Origin of the sequence: Sphingobium sp. (assembly GCA_035196065.1) — a bacterium.
In the GTDB taxonomy this organism is placed as follows: Bacteria; Pseudomonadota; Alphaproteobacteria; order Sphingomonadales; family Sphingomonadaceae; genus Sphingorhabdus_B; species Sphingorhabdus_B rara.
In genome coordinates, this window is the sequence record CP136575.1 from 1060834 (window position 1) to 1079340 (window position 18507).

Consider the following 18507-nt stretch of genomic DNA (forward strand, 5'->3'; position numbering starts at 1 on the left):
TTCAGGTTGCGGCAGAGACCGTCATTGCGGACAGCAGGGATTGACCGCACGTCCCCAATATGTACACTGATCACATTGACTCGCTAGAGGTCAGTTCGTTCAGTCAGTTGGAGGATGCCGCATGTTTCCGGATCAAGGTTCAAAATCGAGCAGGCTGTTCGAGCGTGCGCTCAAGGTCATGCCGGGCGGAAATTCGCGGCATACGGTCTATTTCCCGCCCTATCCGATCTATGCGGCGAGCGCGCAGGGCGCGCGGGTAACCGATGTGGACGGCGTGACCCGGCTGGATTTCATCAATAATTACTCGTCCCTGATTCACGGCCACTGCCATCCCGAAGTGACCGAAGCGATCCAGCGCCAGGCCGCGCGGCTGACAGCCATTTCCCTACCCACCGAAAGCGAAATCGAACTGGCCGAAATCATCTGCGAACGCCTCCCTTCGGTCGAGCAGGTTCGCTTTGCCAATTCCGGGACGGAAGGGGTGATGATGGCGATCAAGACCGCCCGCGCCTATACCGGCCGGCGGATCATCGCCAAGATCGAAGGCGCCTATCATGGCGGCGACGACACTGCCGCGGTGAGCACTTATCCCCACCCGGCCAAGCTGGCCGAACCCGAAGCGGGCATTGGCATTCCGGAAGTCGGATCAGGCCCCGGTACGGCAGCAGACGTCCTGGTCCTGCAGATGAACGATGTGGAAGGCGGCCGCAAATTGCTGCGTGCGCATGGCGCGGAGCTGGCGGCGGTTCTGGTTGATCCGCTGGTCAAGAACCTCGCCTATCAGCCCGCGTCGCTCGAATTCCTAACCATGCTGCGCGAAGAAACCCGCGCCCTTGGCGCTCTGCTGATCTTCGATGAAGTATATAGCCTGCGTCTCGGCTATGGCGGTGCACAGGAAGCCATTGGAATAATGGCGGATATTACCGCAATGGGCAAGATCATCGGAGGAGGCCTGCCTGTTGGTGCCGTCGGCGGTTCGGCAGAAATCATGTCGGCGGTTTACGATCAGCGCAAGGGCAAGGCCCGGGTTACACATGGCGGCACCTACAACGCCAACCCGCTGACAATGGCTGCTGGCGTTGTCGCCATGCGCCTGTTTGACCGCGCCGCCTTCGACCGCCTGAGTGGCCTTGGAGACCGGCTCCGCGATGGCCTGAACCAAGCCATTGCCGCGACCGGAGCCCACGCCATGGTGCGCGGGGCCGCCTCAATCGTCGGGCTGTTCCACACCGTAGCGGATGGGGCGACCTATCGCGATCTGATCCGCACCAGCATGGCCAACCCCGGCATGGGGGCGAAAGCCGAAACCTTTTTCCATCATATGCTGAACAACGGCGTCCTGATGGGCGCGCCAGGCTTCTTTGTGCTCTCTACTGCGAATACCGAAGCCGACATCGATCATGTTGTCGAGCAGGCCTACGAAGCGTTCAAGATAATCGGAAAGCAGGCGGCATGAAGCAGGCACACCGACAGACGCCTTCGGGCAAAACGCGGGCGCGGGGAGCGGGCGTTCCGTTTGTCGGCACGCCGGGCGAATTCAATGCGATCACCGATGTGCCGGGCGTGGAAGTGGGTTACCAGACCCTGATCCGGGGCCATGGTCCGCTGGTCGTTGGCCAGGGCCCGGTGCGCACCGGTGTCACAGCCATTTTCCCGCGCGGCTACGCCAATCCGGAAGGCGCGGCCTATGCCGGTTTCTTCAACATGAGCGGCAATGGCGAAATGAGCGGCGCCGCCTTCATCGAGGAACGCGGCCGGTTTGATGGACCGATCACCATCACCAACACCCATTCCTGCGGCCTTACTCGCGATGTCACGGCAAAGTGGCTATATTCCAGGCACAACAGCGCGGAAAAAGTCGACCAGCCATTCTATCTCCCGGTTTCTGCCGAAACCCATGATGGCCCGCTCAACGATATCAATGGGCACCACGTCACCGAAGCAGACGTGATTGCCGCATTTGAAGATGCGCGCGGCGGCTGGATCGAGGAGGGCAGTGTCGGCGGCGGCACAGGCATGCGCTGCTTTGAGTTCAAGGGTGGATCGGGCACGGCATCGCGCGTGGTCAACTATGCCGGGCGCGATTATACCGTGGGCGCTTTCGTCCAGAGCAATTTCGGCAAGCGCCACTTGCTCAAGATCGCTGGTGTCCCGGTTGGCCTGGAACTGCCGATTGTCGATTTCTCGCCGCCGGAATTTGGCTCGATCATCGGGGTCGTTGCCACCGATGCGCCCATGGCGCCGCATCACCTGCGCCGCATTGCGCGCCGCGCGGCCTATGGCATTTCCGCGACTGGGGGGATCGCGTCCAACGAATCCGGCGATCTTTTTCTGGCCTTCTCGACCGCGAACGAAGCAGCCGTGCGGCAGCATGAAGGGCTGGTAACCACCGAATTCGTCGGCGAAGCGGCTATGAGCCGGTTCTATGAAGCAACGATCCAGGCGGTCGAGGAAGCGATCATGAACAGCATGTTCGCCAACGAGACGATGACCGGGATCAACGGCTTCACCGTCCGCGCCCTGCCCATTCCCGAAGTGCAGGAAATCATGAAACGCTACAATCGGCTCGTCCCGGTCGATTGATCGGCAGGCAAACCGGGCCGGCATCGCTTGGCACCGGCTTGCCGACCCCAGCCGCTAAGCGGCGGCGCGCTGCTCTGCCGCCCAGCGGAAGACCAGCGGTTGCCACAGCTCATTGGCGCCTTCGGCATTCATCAGCATGCAGATCCCCGAACCGAGCTGAGGGTAGATCGAATAGATGCTGCGCCAGCCAATCGAGCCACCTGAATGATGAACATTCTTCAGCCCGCCGAAATCGAGCAGAATGTGGCCCAGTCCGGCGCCAGCTTTTAACTCGCCGATATCATCGGCATCGCCATGCGCGGTATGCATCGTCTGGACGGAAGCCGGGGTCAGAACCCCTGCGCCCGGACCGGTGCGCGGAGCATACATTCCCGCCCGGGCAAAGGTGGCAAGATCCTCGATCGAGGCATAGGCCCCGCCCGCAGCCCCGCACAGCCAGCGATAGTCCGGGGTAGGCTCTCCCTGCCGGTCATGCGGCGCGGCATAGGGCAGCCCATCGCGGCGGCCATAGCAGGAATTGGTCATGCCCAGCGGCGCAAAGATAGCCCGCTCGACAATCGTGCCAAAATCTTCACCGGTAATATCCTCGATCGCCAGTTCCAGCAGGCCGAAACCGGCGTTGGAGTAATTCCAGCCTGAGCCAGGTTCGTGCGTCACGGTCACGACAGCATCGTCGCGCGGCAGGTTCCAATAGGCATAGTGCTGCTCTTGCTGCGGAGTGGGCGGAGGCAGCTTGCCCTGCATTGCATCGATCAGGGTAAAGCCGGTTTGGTCCAATGCAACGCCGCGAAAGCCTGCCACGGTCACTCCGCCATGGTGGCTGAGCAACCGGCGCGGGGTGACAAGCGCCAGATCGAACTGCGCCGATGGCGGCAGGGTCCAGCGGCGCAGATAGTCGCCGATGGGCCGATCAAGGTCGATACGGCCCTCTTCGACAAGCTTCAGGACCATCCAGGCGGCTATGGATTTCGAAATCGACTGCAGGCTGAAACGGGTCCTGGGCGTCACCGCCTCATTGGCCAGGCGGTCCGCAGTGCCAAAGCACAGCACATCGGCAAGCTGAAAGTCGCGGATCAGGGCGACTGCGCAACCGGGGACGTTGAATTGGTCCATTGCGCCGGGAATTTCAGCCCGCAATATGTCGGCAAATGCGTCAGCCATGTTGGGCAACTCCCGGTTTGATGAAAATCAGGCGAGCGTGCGCGAGACGACTTCGCGCAGCGTGGGCGAGATGTCCGGGTCTTCTGCGATCCGGACCAGCTCGGCGTGCATCAGCGCCTTGCGCCGATCATCGAACCGCCGCCACTGATCCAGCTGAGCCATGAAGTAGGCCGGATGGCCCCGGCCCATCTTGTCCATCATCAGCAAACGGTCTGCCAGGAACCGATACCCCTTGCCCGACAGGTCATGGAACGTGGCGCGGTTCTGCCGGAACAGGCTGCCGTAAAAGGCCACGGCACGCGAGACGTTCTGGATTTCGAAAGCCGGATGGCCTTCCAGATCGATGATCTCGTCAATCACCCGTGGCGCGCGGGACAGGGCATAAGCCTTGAACCACTTGTCGACCACCAGCGGCTGGTCCTTGTACTGTTCGAGAAACCCGTCGAACGCCGCGCGGCGCTGCGGATGATCATGATGACTGATCAGACACAAGGCGTCGAACTGCTCGGTAATCGACGGCCCGTTCCGCACCTGCGCAAGGCAAAGCTCCGCAGCGTGGTCACTACCCGTCGCCAGAAGCAGATCGAGCAGAACCGAACTCAGGTTGCGCTGGGAAATCGTTCGCGGGCTCCGATCGGCCGGATCAAGGCCATCCAGCGCGCGGTAGACAGAACCAAGCAGGTCGCCAAGCGCCATACCGATTGCGCGCTTCACGGCCTCGCGGGCGGCAAGATGCTCGTCCAGCCGGATCCGGTCGAGGCCTTCGCTCAAAGCCGGCTCATCGGGCAGGGACAGCTTCTGGGCGGTCAGGCCCGGCGCAGATACGGCATTGTTGCGGAGCAGATCGGCGACCAGCGCGATCAGCCTTTGCGGAACGTTGGCCACCATCTCGCTGGCGGGCAAATGGCTGAGCGCCCGGATCGTGCGGGTGAACAATTGCTGCACGCTGTTCCAGCCGACAAACGGATCGGGATCATGCAAGGCAAGCTGCACCAGATCCTCATCCGCCAGATCGCATTCCAGAGTGACCGGAGCGGTAAACCCGCGCAGCAGCGAGGGGACAGGCGCACAGGGCACATCCTCGAACACCAGGGTCTGCGACCAGTCGGTCAGCTCAACCAGGTGTTCATCGCCCATCTGCCCCCCAGCAGGGTTGAGCAAGGCGATACGGATCGGGATGTGCAGCGGTCCGCCCGGGCCAGGCTTGTCCGGCACCGTTTGAGCAAGGGTAATCGTGGCCCGCCGCAGGACCGGATCGTAAGTGCGGGTAACGGTTACGGTCGGCCTGCCAGTCTGGTGCAACCACTTGCGGAACTGCGTCAGGTCCTTGCCGCATTCGCTTTCGATAAGGTCGAACAGATCATCAATCGTGGCTGCCTGCCCGTCGAACCGGCGCAGATAGGCCTTGATCGCCGCAATGAAGCGATCCGGCCCGACCATGGTGCGCAGCATACGAAGCGTTTCGGCGCCTTTTTCGTAGATCGTCGTGGTGTAGAAATTCTCGATCTCGACAAATTCCGCCGGCTGGACCGGATGCGCCGCCGGTCCATCGTCTTCGGGAAACTGGTTGCGCCGCAGGGCCTTGACCGTTTCGATCCGGAATGTGCCCGCCTCCAGTTCATCTTCCATGAACAACTGGTCGCGCAGCCGGGTCAGCCCTTCCTTCAGGCTCAGCTGGAACCAATCGCGGCAGGTAACGCGATTGCCAGTCCAGTTGTGGAAATATTCGTGCGCAATGATGCGCTTGATCAGGGTAAACTCCTCGTCGGTGGTAATCGCGGGATCGGCAATCACCCCATCGGCGCCGAACAGATTCAGCCCCTTGTTCTCCATCGCACCGGAATAGCCGGGCAAGGCAACGACGTTGTAGATCGGCAGATCATACTCAAGGCCGAAAACCTGTTCTTCCCAGGCAAAGGCGGATTTGAGGCTGTCCATGGCAAACCGGCAGCGTTCTCGCTCGCCCGGTTCGGCCAGGATCGCAATGTCGACCGGCTGGCCGCTGGCCGTGACATATTGATCCCGCAAAGCGTCAAAGCGCCCCGCCATGATCGCGAAGATATAGCTGGGCTTGGCATGGGGATCGCGCCAGGTCACCCAGTGCCGCGCGCCCTCTGCTCCTTGATCGCCCGGCTCGCCATTCGACAACAGCATGGGGAATGCATCCCGGTCGGCTTCAAGCCGCACGGTATAGACGGTCAGGACGTCGGGCCGGTCCGGGAAATAGGTGATACGGCGGAAACCTTCCGCTTCGCACTGGGTGGCCAGAACCCCGGCATGGAAGAACAACCCCTTGCGCGACACATTGCGCGCCGGATGGATGGCGACTTGCGTGGTCAGCGCAAAGCTGCGCGGCGGAGCGAAGATCACAAGCCGGTCCGGCGTAGCGGAATATTCATCACCGCGCAGCGCGCGGCCATCCATGCTGATCGCGCGTAGCTCAAGGTCCTTGCCGTCCAGAACAAGATCGGGCGCGCCCTCTTGGGTTTCGGGCAGGTGCACCTGCATGGTGGCCTGCACGATTGTCACTTCCGGATCGAGCGCAACGTCCAGTTGCACCGCTTCGATTATATGCGGATAGGGTTGATAATCGGCCAGCCGGGTAACCGTCTTGCTCATTGCACAGCATCCATGATGCGTTCGGCGCGCAGCAGTTCGATATCCTCTCCGGCATAGGCGATCAGAGTCATCGCGCGGCCTTCTCCGTCATACTCCACCACCGTTTCGCCGGGCACTTGCTGCGAGAAGAAGCGCCCGCCTTCATCCATGTAAATCGGACGCGGAGGCAGGATCAGGCCCTGAATGTGGCTGTGCAATTGGCCGTCCTCTACCCAGATATCGATATGCGGGGCATCGATGCCGGATACGATCCGGTAACGCCCGACATAGCGCTGCATCTCATCCCCGATAATCGGCTTGATCCGGCGCGGCGCGCGCAGGTAGCCCTGCCAGTCAAAGGCGCGCGCCATCCCGTTGAGTACTTCGTAATAGAGGATCAGGCCGCTCAGGCTGTTGGTCAGCACGACGCCGCCCCAGCCTTGCTCAAGGTTGCAGGTGGTATTGCACTGATACCCTTCGTTCGATCCGCCGTGACCAAAGCGGGCAGCCGCGCCCTTGCCGAAAACTTCCCAGCCCAGTCCGAACTGACCGCCTGCCTGGTTCTCCATCATCTGCCGCGCGATCTGCTGGCCCAGCAGAACATTGCCGCGCCCCAGCCACGCGTTGCGGCACTCGATCATGAAGCGGGCATAGTCGGGCGCGGTGGTATAGACCCCGCCTGCCGCCAGTTGCGGCGTGAACGTATATTGCCCGTTGACCACGCGGCCATCGGCATGATGTCCCAATGCCGCCAGAGGGCGCAGCGCGTCCGGCAGCGGCTGGGAAAAGGTGGTGCGGTTCATCCCCAGTGGGGCAAAGATCCTTTCCTGCGCCAGAGATGCAAAGTCCGTTCCCGTCATTTCCTCCAGCAACAGTTGCACGACCTGCGTGCCGCCGCCGGAATAGCGCACGGATTCGCCGGGCAGCTTGTTGACCTCGACCCGCGGCGTTGGCGAAGGTTCGCGGCCGTTCAGCACGTCAAGCAACGTGGGGGCAGCCCGGTCATGCGGATAAGCCCCAAAGCCATGCACCGTGGTACCCGCGCGGTGGCTGAGCAGATGGCGCAGGGTTACCGGGACCTGGCGCGTGAATTCGCTTTCCGGCACCTGCCAGCTGCGCAGGTAATCGTTGATCGGACGATCCAGATCGACCCGGCCCTGATCGACCAGTTGCAGGGCGAGAACCGCAGTCAATGGCTTGCTGATCGATGCTCCGGCAAACACAGTTTCGGCACCGACCGGCGCGCCGCCATGGGTAATCGCGCCAAAGCCCGCCGCATCGACGATATCGCCATCGCGGATGACGCAAACTGCAACACCCGGACAATTGTAATGCGCCAACCGTTCCTCGACGGTCCAGCTCACCTCTTCTCCGGCGACCGGATTGACCGGCAACAGGCCGGCCGCGAACTTGTGCATTTCCGATTCCACGGCAGTCATCCAAGCATTCCTTCCCAAGCGCCGTTTATATGATCGCTGATTACATTACGCCTTGTTGATCGCGGCTTGTCAATGTATTCATCGCTCACTTTCGGGAGATCAAGCATGAAACAGGACAACATGCCAGGGCCAATCCATATGTTCACCGGACAGGACCTGCCCCACCTGCTTGAGGCCCGCGCACAGGATCGCGCGGACCACCCCTTCCTGATCTATTCTCCGCCCAAGGGCCCTGCGCAATCCTGGACCTATCACGGCTTTCGCGATGCGGTTGCCGCATTCGCCGGCGGACTGGCGGAACATGGCGTCAAACGGGGCGATTTCGTGGTCATCCACATGGACAACTGCATCGAATTCCTGCTGGCATGGCACGCCTGCTCGCGCCTAGGCGCAGTGGCGGTGACCACCAATACCCGTTCTTCGCAAGATGAACTGGCCTATTTCATTGATCATTGCGGCGCCCGCCATGCAATCACCCAGCCATGCTTTGCCGAGTTGGTCAGCACTGCCTCTCCGCGCCTGGAATGGCTGTGCGTAACCGAAACCGACTGCGGCTTGGCCCCGGATGCTCCGCGCCCGGCGGGAAGCTTGCCGTTCGAGAAACTCGCCGCTGGCGATGCCGCCCGCGCGCCGCTGCGCCCAGCCGATCCGATGCTGCCCAACAGCGTGCAATATACATCGGGAACGACATCGCGGCCCAAGGGGGTGGTCTGGACCCATGCCAATGCCCTGTGGGGCGCACGCCTGGGGGCCTTGTCCAGCCAGGTTGGCCCGGACGACATCGGCCATACCTGCCTGCCGCTCTATCACACCAATGCCCTGTCCTATTCGCACCTTGCGACCTTGTGGGCGGGGGCAACGCTGGTGTTCCAGATGCGTTTCTCGGCCAGCCGGTACTGGCCCTGCGTGACAGAGCACAACTGCACCTGGGGGGTGCAAATCCCCTTCATGCTGAAAGCGCTGATGGCGCTGCCGGTGCCGCCCAACAGGATCCAGCGCTGGGGCCTTGGCGGGATCGATCCGCCCCCTGTGCTGCAAAAATTCGGCATCCCCTGCATCGGCTGGTTCGGAATGACCGAGACCGTATCGCTGCCGCTGATTTCAACCTGGAACATGCCAGGCCGGATCGGCTCGATGGGGCAGGTCGGCCCTGGTTACGAAATCGAAGTGCGGCGCGAGGACGGTTCGCATGTGAGCGCGGGCGAAAGCGGGATGCTCTGGATCAAGGGGAAGCGCGGGCTTTCGTTGTTCCAGGAATATCTCAACAATCCGGAAGCCACTGCCGAAGCCTTTGACGAGAATGGCTGGTTCAAGACCGGCGACCGCGTTACCCCGCACGCCGATGGCAGCGTGGTCTTCGACGGACGTGACCGCGACATGCTGCGGGTCGGTGCCGAAAATGTGGCCGAGTCCGAAATCGAACGGGTCCTGATGGGCACCGGGCTGGTGGTGGAAGTGGCCGTTGTGGGCAAGCCCCATCCGATGCTGGACGAAGTGCCGGTGGCCTTTGTCATCCCGATGCAGCCGGGCACCGATCCGGTGGAACAATTGCTGGCAGCCTGCCAGGCAAAGCTCGCCTCGTTCAAGGTTCCCGACGAAATCTTCGTGGTCGATGATCTGCCGCGCGTAACCCTGGGCAAGATCGACAAGAAGCAATTGCGCAGCCGCATGGCAGAGCGCCAGTAAGCAATCGCCGCCATGATGCAGGGGTCGTTCGACTAGTCGACCCCTTCGACCACGCACAGCTCGATTTCTGCCGCGTTCAACCGGTGGGCACGGGCGGACTGGTATTCTTCGGAATGCCAGTATTCCATAGCCGTGTCGTAACTGTCGAATTCCAGGATGACATTGCGCGGGCGGGCACCACCCTCCAGTCCGGTGTAGCGCCCGCCGCGCGCCAGAATTCGCGCACCGTATCGTTCCATCGCGCCCCGTGCCAACCCTGCATAGATGGCGTAGGCATCCGGATCGGTCACGCTGACCCGCGCAATGATATAGCCCTTCGCCATCATCCGGTCCCTTTTGTCCGATTGTTGCCCACCCAGTCCGCAAGCCGCGCCAGGCCCTCGTTCAATCCTTCTCCACCCGCGGCGAAGCACCAGCGCAGCCAGCCTTCCCCTTCCGGACCGAATGCCGCACCGGGCGCCAGGCCCAATCCGGCCTCGTGGACGAGCCGCTTGGCCAGGGCGACGGAATCCGGCTGTCCGTGAATCCTGAAGAACGCGTACATCCCGCCCTGCGGCAAGGGCGCGGCGATCCCCTCCATCGCGGTGAGCGCCGCAATCACCTGATCGCGATTGGCGGTAAGTTCCGCCTGCAGGGCACGGATGTGCGGTTCCCCCTGGGTCAGCGCGGCGATCCCGGCAGACTGGATGAAGCCCGGCACGCACGAAGTATTGAATTCAATCACCTTGGCCAGATCGTCCGCCAGTTCGGCCGGAGCGACCAGCCAGCCAAGGCGCCAGCCGGTCATCAACCAGGCCTTGGAAAAGCTGTTGGCCCCGATCAGGCGGTCCTGCGGGTCGGCAAGGGCCAGAAACGACGGCGCAGGCCCGGCTTCTGCCCCCAGCATCAGCCGCTCGTAAACGTCGTCGGCCAGGATCCACACGCCCAGGCGGCGACAGTGATCCAGGATCGCGCGTTGCTGCTCTGCCGGGATGATCCAGCCGGTCGGATTGGCCGGAGAATTGATGATCAGCACTTTCGTGTCGGGCGTGATCGCTGCCAGCAACCGATCGAGATCAAGCCGCCATTGCCCTGACGAACCATCCACGGCCACGCGCTCAACCTGCGCACCCAAGGCAACCGGAATTTGCGCGATGTTTGGCCAGATCGGAGTCACGATCACCACCCGGTCGCCCGGATCGATCAGGGCCTGCAGCGCAATCATCAGCGCAGATACGCCCGAGCTTGTGATCGAGGTCCGCTCCAGCGAAAACGGCTGGCGATGCAGCTGCGTCAGATAGCTGGCCAGCGCCGCCCGCAGGTCTTCGCGGCCATTGTTGTGCGTGTAGAAAACCTCGTCATTGGCAATGCCCGCCATCGCGGCCTGCTTGATATAATCCGGCGTCGGGCGGTTGCTTTCGCCGAACCAGAAACGCAGCAGGTCGGTTCGGCCGAACCCGGCATTGGCAATCTCGCGGATCTTCGACGGCGGCAGGTCAGCCACCACGGGCCGGGCGGCAACCGGCCACCTGCCATTATAATCCGGTTGCCCGGACGCCCTATCGCGCAAGTCATTCATTCGATCAGCATCCCTTGCATTGCCAATCCCGTTATGTAATCAGTGCACACATTGAGAGGGCGAGTCAATTCGTCTGTTGGCGGTTTTTAAGGGAAAGGGTGTGCGCGCGATGAGCAAGGATTCCCGGTCGTTCACCGGGCTTCGCCTGGAGCGTGACGGCAATGTGGTTACGGTCACGATTGACCGTCCTGCCGCGCGCAATGCGATGGACGGCGCGCTGATGGACAGCCTGACCGAAGTCGCCCGCCAGCTGCGCCGCGACCCGACCGTTCGCGCCGTGATCCTGACCGGACAGGCGGAATTCTTCTCTGCGGGCGTCGATCTGCAGATGTCTTCCAGTCGCAGTGCCGCCAGCGCAAGCCTGCTGGAACTGCGCTCGGCGGTCGCCGCTGGCCCGGATATGTGCCAGGCCTGGGAAGACATCGAAGCGGTGACGATCGTTGCCATCGAAGGTTTCTGCGTGGGCGGCGGGCTGGCCCTGGCGCTCTCATGTGACTTCCGGATCATGGGCGAAGGTTCGTTCGTCCGCCTGCCCGAAGTGCCGCTGGGCATGAACATGAGCTGGCGATCCCTGCCCCGCCTGACCGCCCTGGTCGGCCCGTCGCGGGCAAAACGCATCGTCATGTTCGGCGACCCGGTCGATGCCGGAACCTGCGCCACCTGGGGGCTGGCGGAACTGACCTGCGCCAAGGGCCAGGCCCTGAGTGAGGCGCGCGCCTGGGCTACCCGCATTTCCGGGCTTCCCCCGATTCCGGTGCGGATGACCAAGGAAGCCATAAACGCCGCCGCGCTCGCCAATGCCGCAGCGGTCAGCTTCATGGACCGCGACCAGTACCTGCTGGCCGCCCGCTCGAACGACTTCCGCGAAGGTGTCTCCGCCTTCCTGGCAAAGCGCCATCCCGAATTCAAAGGCGACTAAGCCTCGCTCCCGCTCAACCGACAAGGAAATCACGATGAAACTAGCAGCAATCGTTTCAACGGCACGCACTCCCATTGGCCGGGCCTACAAAGGTGCGTTCAACGATCTTGAAGCGCCGACCCTGGCCGGTTTCTCGATTGCCGAAGCCGTGCGCCGCGCTGGCATTGCCGCCGATGAAGTCGAAGATTGCATCATGGGCTGCTCGATCCAGCAGGGCACCCAGACCTTCAACATCGGCCGCCTCTCGGCCCTGGCTGCGGGCCTGCCTGTAACGGTCGCCGGGATGAGCATTGACCGTCAGTGCTCATCCGGACTGATGGCGATTGCCACCGCGTCGCGGCAAGTCGCCTGTGATGGAATGCAGGTGATCGTCGCGGGCGGGGTGGAATCGATCAGTCTGGCCCAGACGCCGGCCATGAATATCTCCCGCGTGCCCGACCCGCGCCTGTTCGCACGCCATCCCGCGATCCACATGCCGATGCTCGACACGGCAGAGATCGTCGCCAACCGTTATGGCATCAGCCGCGAGGCGCAGGACCTTTATGCCCTTTCCAGCCAGCAACGCACGGCAGCGGGCATGGCCGCCGGCAAGTTCGATGATGAGATCGTCGCGGTCACTTGCGAGATGTTGGCGACCGACAAGGCCACGGGCGAGCGGACCAAGCAGGAAGTCACAATTGCCCGCGATGAAGGCGCGCGGGCCGATACGACTCTGGAAGGATTGGCATCGCTGAAGGCGGTGCGCGAAGGCGGTTCGATCACCGCAGGCAATGCCAGCCAGCTTTCCGACGGATCTTCGGCCTGTGTCGTCATGGATGCGGATCTGGCGGCGCGGCGCGGCATTCCGGCCCTGGGCTATTTCCGGGGCATGACCGTGGTCGGCTGCGAGCCGGATGAAATGGGCATCGGCCCGATCTTTGCCATTCCCCGCCTGCTGGAACGCAACGGGCTGAAAATGGACGATATCGGCTTGTGGGAAATCAACGAGGCCTTCGCCTGCCAGGTGCTCTATTGCCGGGATTACCTGGGCATTCCGGACGAGCGGCTGAACGTCAATGGCGGAGCGATCTCCATCGGCCACCCCTATGGGATGAGCGGCGCGCGGATGGTTGGCCACGCCCTGATCGAGGCACGCCGCCGCGGCGAAAAATATGTCGTGATCTCGATGTGCGTGGGCGGCGGGCAAGGCGCTGCCGGCCTGTTCGAGGTGGCCTAGGATGGAGCTTCTGTTCGCCTTTCAGGAATGGCCCTACGCGGAAACGTTCCGCATTTCGCGCAGCGCCAAGACCAATTCCGAACTGTTCACGGTCTATGTCCGCGACGGCGGCCATGTCGGTCGCGGTGAATGCGGTCTGTTGCCGCAGTACGGCCAGACCCGTGAGGATGTCGCCGCTGCCCTGCACGATGCCGCAGACCTGATCGCAGCCGGAGCGAGCCGCGCCGAAATTGCCGAAAAGGTCAGCAACACCTCGGCCCGCAATGCCCTGGACTGCGCCTTGTGGGATCTGGAGTGCAAGCGCAGCGGCCAAAGCATCTGGGAGCGCACAGGGGTGGCGCGCAAGGACGCGATCGAGGTCGACCTGACCATCGGGATAAACCCCACGGCCAAGATGCGCGAAGATGCCTTGGCCGCTTTCGCCAAGGGCTTTCGCATCCTCAAGCTGAAGGCCAACCAGGAAGACGTGCTGGAACGGGTTGAGGCGATTGCCGCCGCCTGCCCCGGGGCCTCGCTGATCGTCGATGCCAATGAAGCCTGGGACATTGCCACGCTGAACCGGCTGACCGGTCCACTCGACAAACTGGGCGTAGCCCTGATCGAACAGCCGCTGCATCATCTGGCCGACGAGCCACTGGCCGGATACACCGGCGAGATTGCCCTGTGCGCGGATGAAAGCTGCAGTTCGCTTGCCGATCTGGACCGTCTGGCCAGGCTTTACCAGGCAATCAACATCAAGCTGGACAAGGTTGGCGGGCTGACCCCGGGGCTGGAACTGGAAGCCGCCGCCCATGCCCGCGGCATGAAAGTGATGCTGGGTTGCAGCGGTCCGACCTCGCTTGGCGCGGCGCCCGCTTATGTGCTTGGCACGCGGTGCGACTTCGTCGACCTCGACGGGCCGGCTCTGCTGCTCGACGACCGGGCCGATGCCATGCACTATTCAGGCGGCAATCTGCACTGCTTCTCATCGGCCCTGTGGGGCGGCTGAGCCACGGCAATGCGCGGGACCCGGCGGAAAATAAGCGTGATCGCCCTTGGCGGCACGATCGCCATGGCAGACGGGCCGGGCGGACTTGCGCCTGCCCTTGATGCGGCGCAGCTCACGGCGGAACTGGCCGCAGAACACGCGGGCCTGGACATCGACTGGACCGATTTCGCCAAGCTGCCCAGTGCCAACATTACTTTTGCCGACCTGATCCGACTGGCCAGAACGATCGAGCGGCTGCACGATGATGGCTATCACGGCGTCGTCATTTCACAGGGGACCGACAGCCTGGAGGAAACCTCCTTTGCGCTGGAACTGCTGGTTTGCCGGCCCATAGACATTGCCTTGACCGGCGCCATGCGCGGCAGCAGCGCGCCGGGCGCCGATGGTCCGGCCAACCTTCTGGGCGCCCTGCACTTTCTGGAGGCATCGCCGGGCCTGGGCGAGGTGGTGGTGGTCCTTGATGATTGCGTCCACGCGACGCGGCACGTGACGAAAAGCCATACCACTGCGCTATCGGCATTCAGCTCGGGCGAAGCTGGCCTGCGCGGCCGGATTCACGAAGGCCGCTTCGTGGCCATCAATCCGCCCCGGGCCTCACTGGCCAAAGTGGCGATCCAGCCCGATGCGCCGCCCGCCCATGTCGAACTGGTCAGCATCGCCATCGATCATTCGCCATGGATTTTTCGCGCGGCGGAGAACGCTTCAGTCGCTGGGTGGGTCATCGCAGCGATGGGCGCCGGACACGTGCCTGAGGCCCTGGTTCCCGAACTGGCCCGGCTTTCCGCAAAAGTGCCGGTCGTGCTCTGCTCGCGCGCCGCCTGGGGTGCGGTCTGCACCGCCACCTATGGCTATCCGGGCGCGGAGATCGACCTGCTGCGGCGCGGCCTGGTCCCAGCGGGGAACCTTTCCCCGCTGAAGGCGCGGGTGCTGCTTACCCTACTGCTGATGTCAGGCACGCACGCCTGGCGCGACGAATTTACCAGAACCGCCAGCGCGGTTTGAACTAACGGATTGAAAAGGAACACACCAATGGCAGATATTTTCGCACCCGGCATCTTCAACGGCAAGCGCGCCTTTGTTGCAGGTGGATCAAGCGGGATCAATCTCGGCATTGCCGCACGCCTGGGCGCGCTGGGGGCAGAAGTCGGAATTTTCAGCCGGTCCCAGGAAAAGATCGACAGCGCCCTGGACCTGTTGCGGGAAGCCGGAATAACCGCATCTGGCTATACCGGGGATGTCCGCCAATACGATACGGTTGCAGCCGCCTTCAGCGAGTTTGCCAGCAGCGGTGGCGGAATCGATTTCGTGGTTTCCGGCGCGGCTGGCAACTTTGTCGCCCCGGCCATGGGGATGTCGCCCAACGCGTTCCGCGCGGTGGTAGAGATCGACCTGCTTGGCACCTATCACGTCATGCGGGCAAGCTATGAGCATCTGCGCCGTCCCGGTGCTTCATTGATCAACATTTCCGCTGTCCAGTCCAGTCAGGCGATCCCGTTTCAGTCCCACGTCTGCTCGGCCAAGGCGGGGATCGATATGCTTACAAAGGCACTGGCCGTCGAATGGGGACCGGCCGGAATCCGCGTCAACGCGATCCTGCCCGGACCGATCAGCGACACCGAAGGCATGCGCCGCCTCTCTTCGACGCCCGAAATGGAAAAGAAAATCACCGGAGCGATCCCGCTGCAACGCTTTGGCACCAAGGAAGAGGTCGCCAACCTGGCCGCATTCCTCTGCTCTGATGCCGCTTCCTACATCAGCGGCGCGGTCATGACCTGCGACGGCGGGCAATTGGCCGGAAACCCGATGGGCTTCGTTGGCTAAGCCCCCTCCCTGCAAGCCCGTCTGAACACAAAGGACAGTCCGATGTCAGCCACCGCCATTCCCAACGACCTGTCTGCCTACTGGTTGCCGTTCACTGCAAACAAGGCCTTCAAGGCAGCACCGCGCCTGATCGTCGGGGCCGAAGGACAGTTCTATCATACTGCGGACGGGCGCCGGATCCGCGACGCCTTTTCCGGAATGTGGTGTTCGATCCTGGGGCATGGCCATCCCGGCATTACCGCGGCTATCGTCCGCCAGGCGCAAACCCTGGATTATTCGCCGGCCTTCAACTTCGCCACGCCCGGCGCCTTCGATCTGGCCAGCCAGGTTGCGGCGCAGTTCCCCGATGGGCTTGAGCATGTGTTCTTCACCAATTCAGGTTCGGAAGCGGTCGATACCGCGCTGAAGATGGCGCTGGCCTATCACCGAGCGCGCGGCGAAGGCACGCGCACGCGGTTCATCGGGCGGGTCAACGGCTATCACGGCGTCGGTTTTGGCGGCATTTCGGTCGGCGGCATGCCCAACAACCGCAAGTTCTTTGGCATGGGCCTGCCCGGCGTGGACCACATGCCCTTCCCCTATGACCCCGCACTGGACGGCTTTACCAGAGGCGAGCCCAGCCGCGATCCGATGACCTACCTGAAGGAGCTGGAGGCGATTATCACGCTACACGATCCTTCCTCTATCGCGGCTGTCATTGTCGAACCAATGATCGGTTCGGCTGGCGTGTTCGTGCCGCCCAGCGGCTATCTGAAAAAGCTGCGCGAGATTACCGAGCGGCATGGCATCCTGCTGATCCTGGATGAAGTGATCACCGGGTTCGGGCGGCTAGGCGCGGCCAACGGCGCGACTTTCTTTGGCGTTACGGCAGACCTGTGCACCATGGCCAAGGGGATCAACAATGCCGCCGTGCCCATGGGCGCGGTGATAGCGCATCAGAAGATCCACGACACCATCATCAATGCGACGCCGACCGGAGTGGAATTCTTCCACGGCTATACCTACTCCGCCCATCCGCTTGCCATCACCTCGGGGCTGGCGGCCCAGCAGGCGATCCGCGAAGAGGGCGTTTACGAAAACGTCCGGCAGCTTGCCCCCGTTTTTGAAGAAGCCATGCACAGTCTGCGCGGCGAACCCTATGTAACTGACATTCGCAACCTCGGCCTGGCCGGGGGCATGACCCTGGCCCCGCACAAGGATGGCCCTGGCCTGCGCGGCTATGAACTGTTCATCAAGGCTTACGAACGCGGGGTTTCGATCCGGGCCAATGGCGACACGATCGCGCTGGCACCGATCCTGACCAGCAACCCGTCCGACCTGGAAGAGATCTTCGACCTGGTCCGCCAAAGCCTGCGCGCATTGTAACGAGGCACCCATGATCATCAATTCCGTCAATGACTTTCGTGAACTTGCCCGGCGGCGCCTGCCCTGGCCGGTATTCGACTATATCGATGGCGCTGCCGACGACGAATTGACCAAGGCCCGCAACACTGCCGCGTTTGACAATGTGGACCTGGTTCCCGATGTCCTTGCCGGGGTTGGCGAGATCGACACCAGTTGCACAATCCTCGGCAAGAAGTCTGCCCTGCCGCTTATCCTGTCGCCCACGGCATTACAGCGGGTATTCCACTGGCAGGGGGAACGCGCTGTTGTACGAGCAGCCGAGAAGTTCGGCGTGTGGTGCGGAATTTCCAGCCTTGCGACGGTTTCCATCGAGGAAATCGGTGCAATGATCTCAACACCAAAGATGTTCCAGCTCTATATCCATAAGGACAAAGGGCTCAATCGCAGCATGATCGAACGGTGCAAGGCTGCCAAGTTCGATGCGATCGCGCTTACTGTGGACACGATCGTGGCTGGCAAGCGCGAGCGCTGCGCGCGTAGCGGTTTCACTTCGCCGCCGCGGCTGACACTCTCGTCCGCCCTGTCTTACGCGGTCAAGCCCGCCTGGGCGTTAAATTATATGCTGCGTGAGAAGTTTGCGCTTCCCAATCTCGACACACATGTCAGTGAGGGAACCGGTGAGGCAGTCTCGATCGCCGACTACTTCAACAAGATGCTCGACCAATCGATGGATTGGCAGGTGGCAGAGCATGTCCGCAATGATTGGGGCGGCAAGTTCATCCTCAAGGGGGTGATGAGCGCGGCCGACGCCCGCCGGGCCGTTGAGATCGGGGCAGATGCAATCATGATTTCCAATCATGGCGGACGCCAGCTTGACGGCAGCCGTGCGCCTTTCGACCAACTGCCCGAAATCGTCGATGCCGTGGGCGGTCAGATCGAGATCATCTGCGACGGCGGCATCAGGCGCGGTACCCATGTCTTAAAAGCGCTGTGCGCAGGCGCTTCAGCAACTTCGGGGGGCAGACTCTACCTCTATGCACTCGCCGCTGCTGGACAGCACGGAGTCGAACAAGCACTTGGAATCCTGAAGGACGAGATTGAGCGCGGTATGAAGCTGATGGGGGTCCCTGCGGTAGACCAGCTCAACCGTGAGCGCCTACGCCGTCGCTGAAGCGGCAAAGCCAGCACAAATAC

At 62.5% G+C, this 18507-nt stretch carries 15 protein-coding genes; 10 read left to right on the forward strand and 5 right to left on the reverse strand.

Annotated features, from left to right (window positions below; all coding sequences use genetic code 11):
* Positions 1-121: 121 nt before the first annotated feature.
* Both RSE16_05015 and RSE16_05020 read left to right on the forward strand, forming a co-directional pair.
* Positions 122-1456, forward strand: a complete 1335-nt coding sequence (locus tag RSE16_05015) for an aspartate aminotransferase family protein (GenBank protein WRH76830.1) — start codon at positions 122-124, stop codon at positions 1454-1456.
* Complete coding sequence (locus RSE16_05020; protein ID WRH76831.1) at positions 1453-2583, forward strand: P1 family peptidase; 1131 nt, start codon at positions 1453-1455, stop codon at positions 2581-2583. The genes RSE16_05015 and RSE16_05020 overlap by 4 nt, the downstream gene beginning before the upstream one ends.
* A 54-nt stretch (positions 2584-2637) precedes the next feature.
* On the opposite strand, the gene RSE16_05025 is transcribed toward RSE16_05020, so the two are convergent.
* From RSE16_05025 to RSE16_05035, 3 genes are read right to left on the reverse strand one after another with little or no spacing between them, the layout of a single operon-like run.
* Positions 2638-3744: a serine hydrolase domain-containing protein gene (locus tag RSE16_05025; protein ID WRH76832.1), complete on the reverse strand. Its 1107-nt coding sequence runs from the start codon at positions 3742-3744 to the stop codon at positions 2638-2640.
* 27 nt (positions 3745-3771) lie between these two features.
* Complete coding sequence (gene pepN, locus RSE16_05030; GenBank protein ID WRH76833.1) at positions 3772-6363, reverse strand: aminopeptidase N; 2592 nt, start codon at positions 6361-6363, stop codon at positions 3772-3774.
* Complete coding sequence (locus tag RSE16_05035) at positions 6360-7781, reverse strand: serine hydrolase domain-containing protein (GenBank protein ID WRH76834.1); 1422 nt, start codon at positions 7779-7781, stop codon at positions 6360-6362. The genes pepN and RSE16_05035 overlap by 4 nt, the downstream gene beginning before the upstream one ends.
* Before the next feature lie 105 nt (positions 7782-7886).
* Here RSE16_05035 and RSE16_05040 point away from each other — a divergent pair, with 105 nt between their 5' ends.
* Positions 7887-9467 (forward strand): AMP-binding protein, encoded by a 1581-nt coding sequence (locus tag RSE16_05040; GenBank protein WRH76835.1) that lies wholly within the window; start codon positions 7887-7889, stop codon positions 9465-9467.
* 32 nt (positions 9468-9499) lie between these two features.
* Here RSE16_05040 and RSE16_05045 read toward each other — a convergent pair whose 3' ends face one another.
* Positions 9500-9793: a DUF1330 domain-containing protein gene (locus tag RSE16_05045; GenBank protein ID WRH76836.1), complete on the reverse strand. Its 294-nt coding sequence runs from the start codon at positions 9791-9793 to the stop codon at positions 9500-9502.
* Positions 9790-11025, reverse strand: coding sequence for a pyridoxal phosphate-dependent aminotransferase (locus tag RSE16_05050; GenBank protein WRH76837.1), 1236 nt, complete (start codon positions 11023-11025; stop codon positions 9790-9792). Before RSE16_05050 ends, RSE16_05045 begins: the two co-directional genes overlap by 4 nt.
* A 109-nt stretch (positions 11026-11134) precedes the next feature.
* Between RSE16_05050 and RSE16_05055 the strand changes: the two genes are divergently transcribed.
* From RSE16_05055 to RSE16_05085, 7 genes are read left to right on the forward strand one after another with little or no spacing between them, the layout of a single operon-like run.
* A complete protein-coding gene (locus RSE16_05055; protein ID WRH76838.1) occupies positions 11135-11944 on the forward strand; it encodes an enoyl-CoA hydratase/isomerase family protein in 810 nt (269 codons plus the stop codon).
* Positions 11945-11978: 34 nt separating this feature from the next.
* On the forward strand, positions 11979-13160 hold the full coding sequence (locus RSE16_05060) for an acetyl-CoA C-acyltransferase (GenBank protein WRH76839.1): 1182 nt from the start codon (positions 11979-11981) through the stop codon (positions 13158-13160).
* Position 13161: 1 nt separating this feature from the next.
* Entirely contained in the window at positions 13162-14148 is a 987-nt protein-coding gene (locus RSE16_05065) for a dipeptide epimerase (protein WRH76840.1), read from the forward strand.
* Between the two features lie 36 nt (positions 14149-14184).
* Positions 14185-15150 carry an asparaginase gene (locus RSE16_05070; GenBank protein ID WRH76841.1) on the forward strand — a complete coding sequence of 322 codons (966 nt, stop codon included), beginning with the start codon at positions 14185-14187 and terminating at the stop codon, positions 15148-15150.
* Between the two features lie 27 nt (positions 15151-15177).
* Entirely contained in the window at positions 15178-15969 is a 792-nt protein-coding gene (locus RSE16_05075) for an SDR family oxidoreductase (protein ID WRH76842.1), read from the forward strand.
* Between the two features lie 42 nt (positions 15970-16011).
* The gene (locus RSE16_05080) at positions 16012-17334 is read left to right on the forward strand and encodes an aminotransferase class III-fold pyridoxal phosphate-dependent enzyme (GenBank protein ID WRH76843.1); all 1323 of its coding nucleotides are present in this window, start codon (positions 16012-16014) and stop codon (positions 17332-17334) included.
* Positions 17335-17344: 10 nt separating this feature from the next.
* Entirely contained in the window at positions 17345-18484 is a 1140-nt protein-coding gene (locus RSE16_05085) for an alpha-hydroxy acid oxidase (GenBank protein ID WRH76844.1), read from the forward strand.
* The last annotated feature ends 23 nt before the right edge of the window (positions 18485-18507 follow it).